The sequence below is a fragment of the Bradyrhizobium jicamae genome (assembly GCF_001440395.1).
GTDB lineage: Bacteria > Pseudomonadota > Alphaproteobacteria > Rhizobiales > Xanthobacteraceae > Bradyrhizobium > Bradyrhizobium jicamae.
Map to the genome: position 1 here is coordinate 1 of NZ_LLXZ01000051.1, position 6,024 is coordinate 6,024.

Annotated in this window: 10 protein-coding genes; 5 read left to right on the forward strand and 5 right to left on the reverse strand. The window is 62.3% G+C overall.

Annotated features, from left to right (window positions below; translation table 11 throughout):
- Nucleotides 1-80: 80 nt before the first annotated feature.
- On the forward strand, nt 81-692 hold the full coding sequence (gene pth / locus CQ12_RS08235; RefSeq protein ID WP_057834819.1) for an aminoacyl-tRNA hydrolase: 612 nt from the start codon (nt 81-83) through the stop codon (nt 690-692).
- 62 nt (nt 693-754) lie between these two features.
- Nucleotides 755-1,852: a redox-regulated ATPase YchF gene (gene ychF / locus CQ12_RS08240; RefSeq protein WP_057834820.1), complete on the forward strand. Its 1,098-nt coding sequence runs from the start codon at nt 755-757 to the stop codon at nt 1,850-1,852.
- A 139-nt stretch (nt 1,853-1,991) separates the two neighbouring features.
- On the opposite strand, the gene CQ12_RS08245 is transcribed toward ychF, so the two are convergent.
- Nucleotides 1,992-2,285: a DUF4282 domain-containing protein gene (locus tag CQ12_RS08245; protein ID WP_057834821.1), complete on the reverse strand. Its 294-nt coding sequence runs from the start codon at nt 2,283-2,285 to the stop codon at nt 1,992-1,994.
- Nucleotides 2,286-2,488: 203 nt separating this feature from the next.
- Between CQ12_RS08245 and CQ12_RS08250 the strand changes: the two genes are divergently transcribed.
- The 3 genes from CQ12_RS08250 to CQ12_RS44930 all read left to right on the forward strand — a co-directional run bounded on the left by CQ12_RS08250 (nt 2,489) and on the right by CQ12_RS44930 (nt 3,712).
- The gene (locus CQ12_RS08250) at nt 2,489-2,950 is read left to right on the forward strand and encodes a MaoC family dehydratase (RefSeq protein ID WP_057834822.1); all 462 of its coding nucleotides are present in this window, start codon (nt 2,489-2,491) and stop codon (nt 2,948-2,950) included.
- Between the two features lie 2 nt (nt 2,951-2,952).
- Nucleotides 2,953-3,432, forward strand: coding sequence for a MaoC family dehydratase (locus CQ12_RS08255; RefSeq protein WP_057834823.1), 480 nt, complete (start codon nt 2,953-2,955; stop codon nt 3,430-3,432).
- Nucleotides 3,433-3,571: 139 nt separating this feature from the next.
- Nucleotides 3,572-3,712, forward strand: a complete 141-nt coding sequence (locus CQ12_RS44930; protein WP_198164096.1) for a hypothetical protein — start codon at nt 3,572-3,574, stop codon at nt 3,710-3,712.
- Nucleotides 3,713-3,752: 40 nt separating this feature from the next.
- Here the strand turns inward: CQ12_RS44930 and CQ12_RS43535 are convergent, their stop codons facing one another.
- From CQ12_RS43535 to CQ12_RS08270, 4 genes are all read right to left on the reverse strand, one after another.
- Nucleotides 3,753-3,890, reverse strand: a complete 138-nt coding sequence (locus CQ12_RS43535) for a hypothetical protein (protein WP_157088069.1) — start codon at nt 3,888-3,890, stop codon at nt 3,753-3,755.
- Nucleotides 3,891-4,046: 156 nt separating this feature from the next.
- The gene (locus CQ12_RS08260; RefSeq protein WP_057834824.1) at nt 4,047-4,463 is read right to left on the reverse strand and encodes a hypothetical protein; all 417 of its coding nucleotides are present in this window, start codon (nt 4,461-4,463) and stop codon (nt 4,047-4,049) included.
- Nucleotides 4,464-4,648: 185 nt separating this feature from the next.
- On the reverse strand, nt 4,649-5,551 hold the full coding sequence (locus tag CQ12_RS08265; RefSeq protein WP_245309798.1) for a hypothetical protein: 903 nt from the start codon (nt 5,549-5,551) through the stop codon (nt 4,649-4,651).
- A gap of 92 nt (nt 5,552-5,643) precedes the next feature.
- A partial coding sequence (locus CQ12_RS08270) for a nuclear transport factor 2 family protein (protein WP_063799700.1) occupies nt 5,644-6,024 on the reverse strand: 381 nt, incomplete at its 5' end.

A 6,024-nucleotide genomic window follows, 5' to 3' on the forward strand; every position in this document is an offset into this window, starting at 1 on the left:
GGGTGCTGCTGCTCCGGCGGCCGCCAAGGCGCCGGCGGGCGGCGACAAGAAGAAGTAAGCAGCGGCAGGGATGCCGCGCCATGCGCCTGTTTGTCGGTCTCGGTAACCCCGGTTCGAAATACGCGAACAACCGGCACAACATCGGCTTCATGGCCGTCGGTGAAATTGCGCGGCGTCACGGTTTCGCACCGTGGCGCCGCCGTTTTCAGGGCGAGACTTCCGAAGGTACGCTCGATCGCGAGAAGGTCGTTCTGCTGCGGCCGACCACCTACATGAACGAGTCCGGGCGCGCGGTTCAGGAAGCGGCGAACTTCTTCAAGCTCGGCGCATCCGATGTCACCGTGTTTCAGGACGAACTCGAACTGCCGCCCGCGAAAGTGCGCGTCAAGGTCGGCGGCGGTATCGCCGGTCACAACGGGCTGCGCTCGATCTCCTCGCATATCGGCAACGACTATCGCCGGGTGCGGCTCGGGATCGGTCATCCCGGCATCAAGGAAATGGTGCACAGCCACGTGTTGTCGGACTTTGCGAAGAGCGACCGGGCCTGGGTGGAAGCCTTGTGCGCGGCGGTGGCCGACAATGCCGGCCTGCTGGCGGCAGGGCACGACTCCTCGTTCGCAAACAAGGTGCATCTGGCGCTGCAGGCCAAGGGAATTTTCGAGAAGGAAGGCGGCGGAGACAAGCCGGCTTGATCTCGCAACCGTCATGTCGGGCACGAGCGCGGCCATGACGACAGAACAGTTTTGAGGACACGATGGGATTCAAATGCGGTATCGTCGGCCTGCCCAATGTCGGCAAGTCGACGCTGTTCAACGCGCTGACCGAGACGGCAGCGGCGCAGGCGGCAAATTATCCGTTCTGCACCATCGAGCCGAATGTCGGCGAGGTCGCGGTGCCGGATCCCCGGCTCGACAAGCTCTCCGATATCGCCAAGTCCGCGCAGATCATTCCGACGCGGCTGACCTTCGTCGATATCGCCGGCCTCGTGCGCGGCGCATCCAAGGGCGAAGGCCTCGGCAACCAGTTCCTCGCCACCATCCGCGAGGTCGACGCGGTCGCGCATGTGGTGCGGTGCTTTGAGGATTCCGACATCACCCATGTCGAAGGCAAAATCGCGCCGCTGGCCGATATCGAGACCATCGAAACCGAACTGATGCTCGCTGACCTCGACAGCCTGGAAAAGCGCGTCGATAACCTCGCCAAGAAGGCCAAGGGCAACGACAAGGACGCCAAGGAGGCGCTCGATCTCGTCAACCGCGCCCTGGTGCTGCTGCGCGACGGCAAGCCCGCGCGCTTTCTCGAGCGCAAGCCGGAAGAAGAGCGCGCGTTCGGCATGCTCGGTCTGTTGACTTCCAAGCCGGTGCTTTACGTCTGCAACGTCGAGGAAGGTTCGGCCAAGGACGGCAACAGCTTTTCGAAGCAGGTGTTCGAACACGCCAAGAAAGAAGGCGCGGTCGCAGTCGTGATTTCGGCCAAGATCGAATCCGAGATTGCGACCCTGTCACGTGAGGAACGCGCCGAGTTTCTCGATACGCTCGGCCTGGAAGAGGCCGGCCTCGACCGCCTGATCCGTGCCGGCTATCAGCTCCTCGACCTCATCACCTATTTCACCGTCGGCCCGAAGGAAGCCCGCGCCTGGACCATCCACCGCGGCACCAAGGCGCCCGCGGCGGCCGGCGTCATCCATACCGATTTCGAAAAGGGCTTTATCCGGGCCGAGACCATCGCCTATCCCGACTACGTCGCGCTGAGCGGCGAAGCTGGCGCCCGCGACGCCGGCAAGCTCCGGCTGGAAGGCAAGGAATATGTCGTCGCCGACGGCGACGTGATGCATTTCAGGTTCAATAACTGAGATATTGCCGCGGATGCGGAGCCCGTGGGGTGGGCAAAGGCGCATCGCGCCGTGCCCACCATCTTTCGGTCAGTGCGAGTGGAATGGTGGACACGCTACGCTTTGCCTACCCTACGATCTCGCAATGACGGGGATAGACCTACCGCATCCCGCCCTGATCGCGGATTGCGCCGAGATGCTCGTTGATGCGGAAGACGATCAGGATGAATTCCGCGGCGATGCGCGAAAACACCACGCCGACCACGACGCCGGCGATTGCGGACAACAGCATGATGAATCCGCCGAACGGGCTGATCGCCATCATGGAAAGCGCCGAAAAGATTCCGGACAGGCCGAACAGCACGATCAAGCCGATGACAAGCCAGTAGAAAGTCTTGATGATCGTGGGGGTAATGAAACGATCCCACTGAAACAGGTCCTGAAAATCGAACATCGGTGGCCCTCCCCGGCGAGTCAAATAACCTGGTCCCCAGATAACACAGGGCTAACTCCGAAAACTGCTTCGGGCAAGCCGAGGTCGAGCGCCGCGGGCGGCACTCTCTCCCGGCGAACGAGCCATGCGAGTGGGCGGGTTGAGATTGCTGCAAATAACGGCCACATTCGGGCTTGCCCACAACCAATCCCCAATTCCCAGACATGACCACGCTGACTTTCGAAGACTTCAAACCCGGCCATTTCGGCACGTTCGGACCACGCCATGTCACGCGCGAGGAGATTTTGGCCTTCGCCGCCGAATACGATCCGCAGCCGATGCATCTCGACGAGGCCGCCGCCAACGCTTCCATGCTGAAGGGGCTGTCCGGTTCGGGCTGGCATCTCGGCTCGCTGATGATGCGAATGCTGTTCGACGGCTTTATCGGCCGCACCGCCTCGCTCGGCTCGCCCGGTGTCAATGAAATGCGCTGGCTGGCGCCGCTGCGTCCGGGCGACGACCTGACGCTGGATGTCGACGTCGCGGAGGCCAGGATTTCGAAGAGCCGGCCCGAGACCGGCATCGTGACCTTCAAGGGCACGATCCGCAATGCGGCAGGCGTCGTGCTGTGCGAGATGGAGTCGCCGATCATCGTACGCCGGCGCCTCGAGGCGGGAGCGGAGTAGCAATGCGTTTCTTCGAGGATATCGAGATCGGCGCCCGGCGCGAGTTCGGCTCGTTTACTTTTACCGCCGACGACATCAAACGGTTTGCTGCGCAGTTCGATCCGCAGCGCTTTCACCTCGACGAGGAGGAGGGCCGCAAATCCCTGTTCGGGGGATTGGCGGCATCGGGCTGGCATGTCGCGGCGGTGTGCATGAAGCTCCTGGTCGCCGACGGCAAGAGTCTGTCGGCCGAGGCCGCCGCACGCGGCGAGAAGGTCGCGGTATGGGGGCCATCGCCGGGCTTTCGCGAACTGCGCTGGATCAGGCCGGTGCTGGCGGGCGATACCATCAGCTTTTCCAACCAGGTCGAGACCAAGCGGACCTCGGAGAGCCGTCCCGAATGGGGCATCCTCCAGGCCCGCAATACCGGGATCAACCAGCGCGGCGAAGCCGTGTTCTCGTTCCTCGCCACCGCCTTCGTGCCGCGGCGGGGTGGCGGTTAATGGTAGCCCGGCGCATGGTTAGCGAAATGTTCCGTTAGGGCTTCGTAATCCATGACTCCGCGGAACGGATTTTTTGCTAACGCATTTTGAACTTTCTGCCTGCCATAAGCGTCATAGGGGAAGTACCGAGGGGATGAACATGGCAGATCGCAGCAGCCTGAAATTCGTCGGCTTTGTCTTCGCAACCGTCACGATGGCGGTGATGCTCACCGCCACCATGGTGGTGAAGTCCTACGCCGACGGCGTCTACACGATCGAGGAAACCTCGTTCGTGCGTTAGTAATTTGCGGGTTGGATAAGTCGTGAGCGCTGAAGAAAGTTCAGCGGCTCCAGAGCAGCGCCATTGCCACGACTGCGAACGTCAGCAGTCCGACGAAGCGGATCACGAGCGTGCCCATGCTACGGGACGATTGCCGCATCGGCATGGAATCGATGTTGTCTGGCTGAACGTTTTGCATCGCCGGTGTGTCCTTAAAAAGGTGCCTGTCGCCACGTGACGACATCCGTCCTTGGACGCGACCGTGCTTATAAAGTTCAGATCGAACACAGCCAAACAAAACCGCCGCGCTCCTTTACGGAACACGGCGGAGTGTTAGATTTTTGCAACGATCAGATCAGGCGTTGCGCAGGCCGTCGGCAGCGCGCTTCCACTGCGTGACGTTGTCGGCGATCATGCGCGTCGACTTCATCGCAGCCTGGCTGAGCTGGGCGTAGCCCGAGATCTCGCGCTGGACGCGCTGGCCTTCGGCATGCAGCAGGTCGCGGAGGCTTTCGAGTTCGGAAATCAGCTTCTCGATTTCCGCAAGCGAAGTGCCAGCGACGCGCTGGATCAGCGAATTGACGTTGTTGACGGTGGCTTCCGCATTGGCGTCGAGCGGCGCGGTGTCCGGAGCGACGGCGGGGCGACGCAGATAGGCGATATCGTTGCGAACGAAATCACGGATGCCAGCCTCGACTTCGGAGACGGCGGCGAGATCGTTGTCGACCTCCGTGGGTGCATCAGTCTGTTCGGGACGAATGGTAGCGTTCATCGGCTATTCCTCAGTTTCGCTTTCAGGCGAGCGCGGACAGTCCCCCGCACGACGAAGTGGAGCGGGCCTCATCTGTCCCGCCGATTTTGACCGCATCTTGGCCAATCTGCGGCAATGGTCGTTCATTCTCGCGCGTTAACCATAAACGGCTGAAAACCCCCGCCAAATCGGGCGATTTTGGCCTTTTACCAGCTCCGCTTGAAGCCCGCGCTGAGGCTCTTGCTGGCGACGCCCGAGGGCGTTTCGCCGATCGAGCCGGAGATGGTGACGCCGTCGAACAGCTTCTGCTCGGCGCCGACCTTGCGCAGCCACTTGTCGTCGGAGGTCGACAGGGTCTGGCCGGCGAGGAAGCTGGTGCCGGTATCGGCAATGCTGAGCCGTGCCGACTGGTCGGTCTCGTAGCTGCGGGTGGGATGGCTGACGATGCCGGGCACCGGCACGATGCCCTGCTGGATCAGGTTGTAGTCGTTTCGCAGCGTCAGCGAATATTGCTCGCTGATCGGAAGCGACTTGCTCAAGGAGGTGCCGAGCTTGCTTTGCTCGGATCCGGGGTCGACGCGGGCTTCGACCGCGGTCTGGTCCCAGATCGAGGCCACGCCGGGAGCGGTGATCGCAGCCCACGCGGTGCCCGACGATTGCGGCAGGCTGCCGCCATTGGCGAGCCGTTCCGAAAGCAATTCTGATGTCGTCGCCGTGCCTTGCCGGGCGACCGTCATGTCGGCGCCGATGCGCGTATCCCAGAACGGCGAGATCGACTGTTTCACCGATACCGCGGAGGTGCCGTTCGCTCTCTCATTGGCGGACCATGACGCGTCAGCGCTGGCAGCGCCCTTCGACGAGCCGCCTCCCTTCGTCGCGAGGTCGGCCAAGGTCGATGCGTCGACATTGAGCTGGCTCCAGTCGAGCTTGTCGACGTCGATGTCCTTCATGATGTCGACGTCGTTGACACTGGGCGCCGCCTCGGTCTCTTCGGCCTCCTGCGTCTCCGGTTCGTCGTCCGCCGGCGGCGTTTGCGCCGCTGCCGCCAGCATCGTAGCCAAACTTAGGCCGGCCACCAGCAATGGCAGCCGCGCCCAGCCAAATCGCATTTTCGGAATCATTGCCCGCCCGCATTCCAAGTCGCGTCCAGAATGCGTTCGCTCTGTTGCGAAATTATGGCGGGTGCAGCGAAAGACCCCGACTAAACCGCCATTCGCGGCAAGTTGATCGGATAGCCCACGGTCTGTTCAACCAGATCGAAAGTATCGACCAGCACGCGGAAGTTGGTCAGGCGGCCGGCCTTGAACTGTGCGAAATGGGCGATGCGCAGGCTGATCGGCTTGTTCGAATCCAGTGCAGTCAGCGAATAGCGCATCATCGAGGACGCCGAGTCCACGCCCAGCATGATCGATTCGCGGTCGAAGCGGTGGACGCGGAAATTGTCGGCGATCTGCCTGATGACGTCGATCACGGCCGCCTTGCCGCGGCGCGAGCCGAAGAACGGATACATGTCGATCGGTCCATAGATCGCCCACTCGACGTCCTCGTCGAGCACGGCTTCGAGATCGGCGGGGGGGGGGGT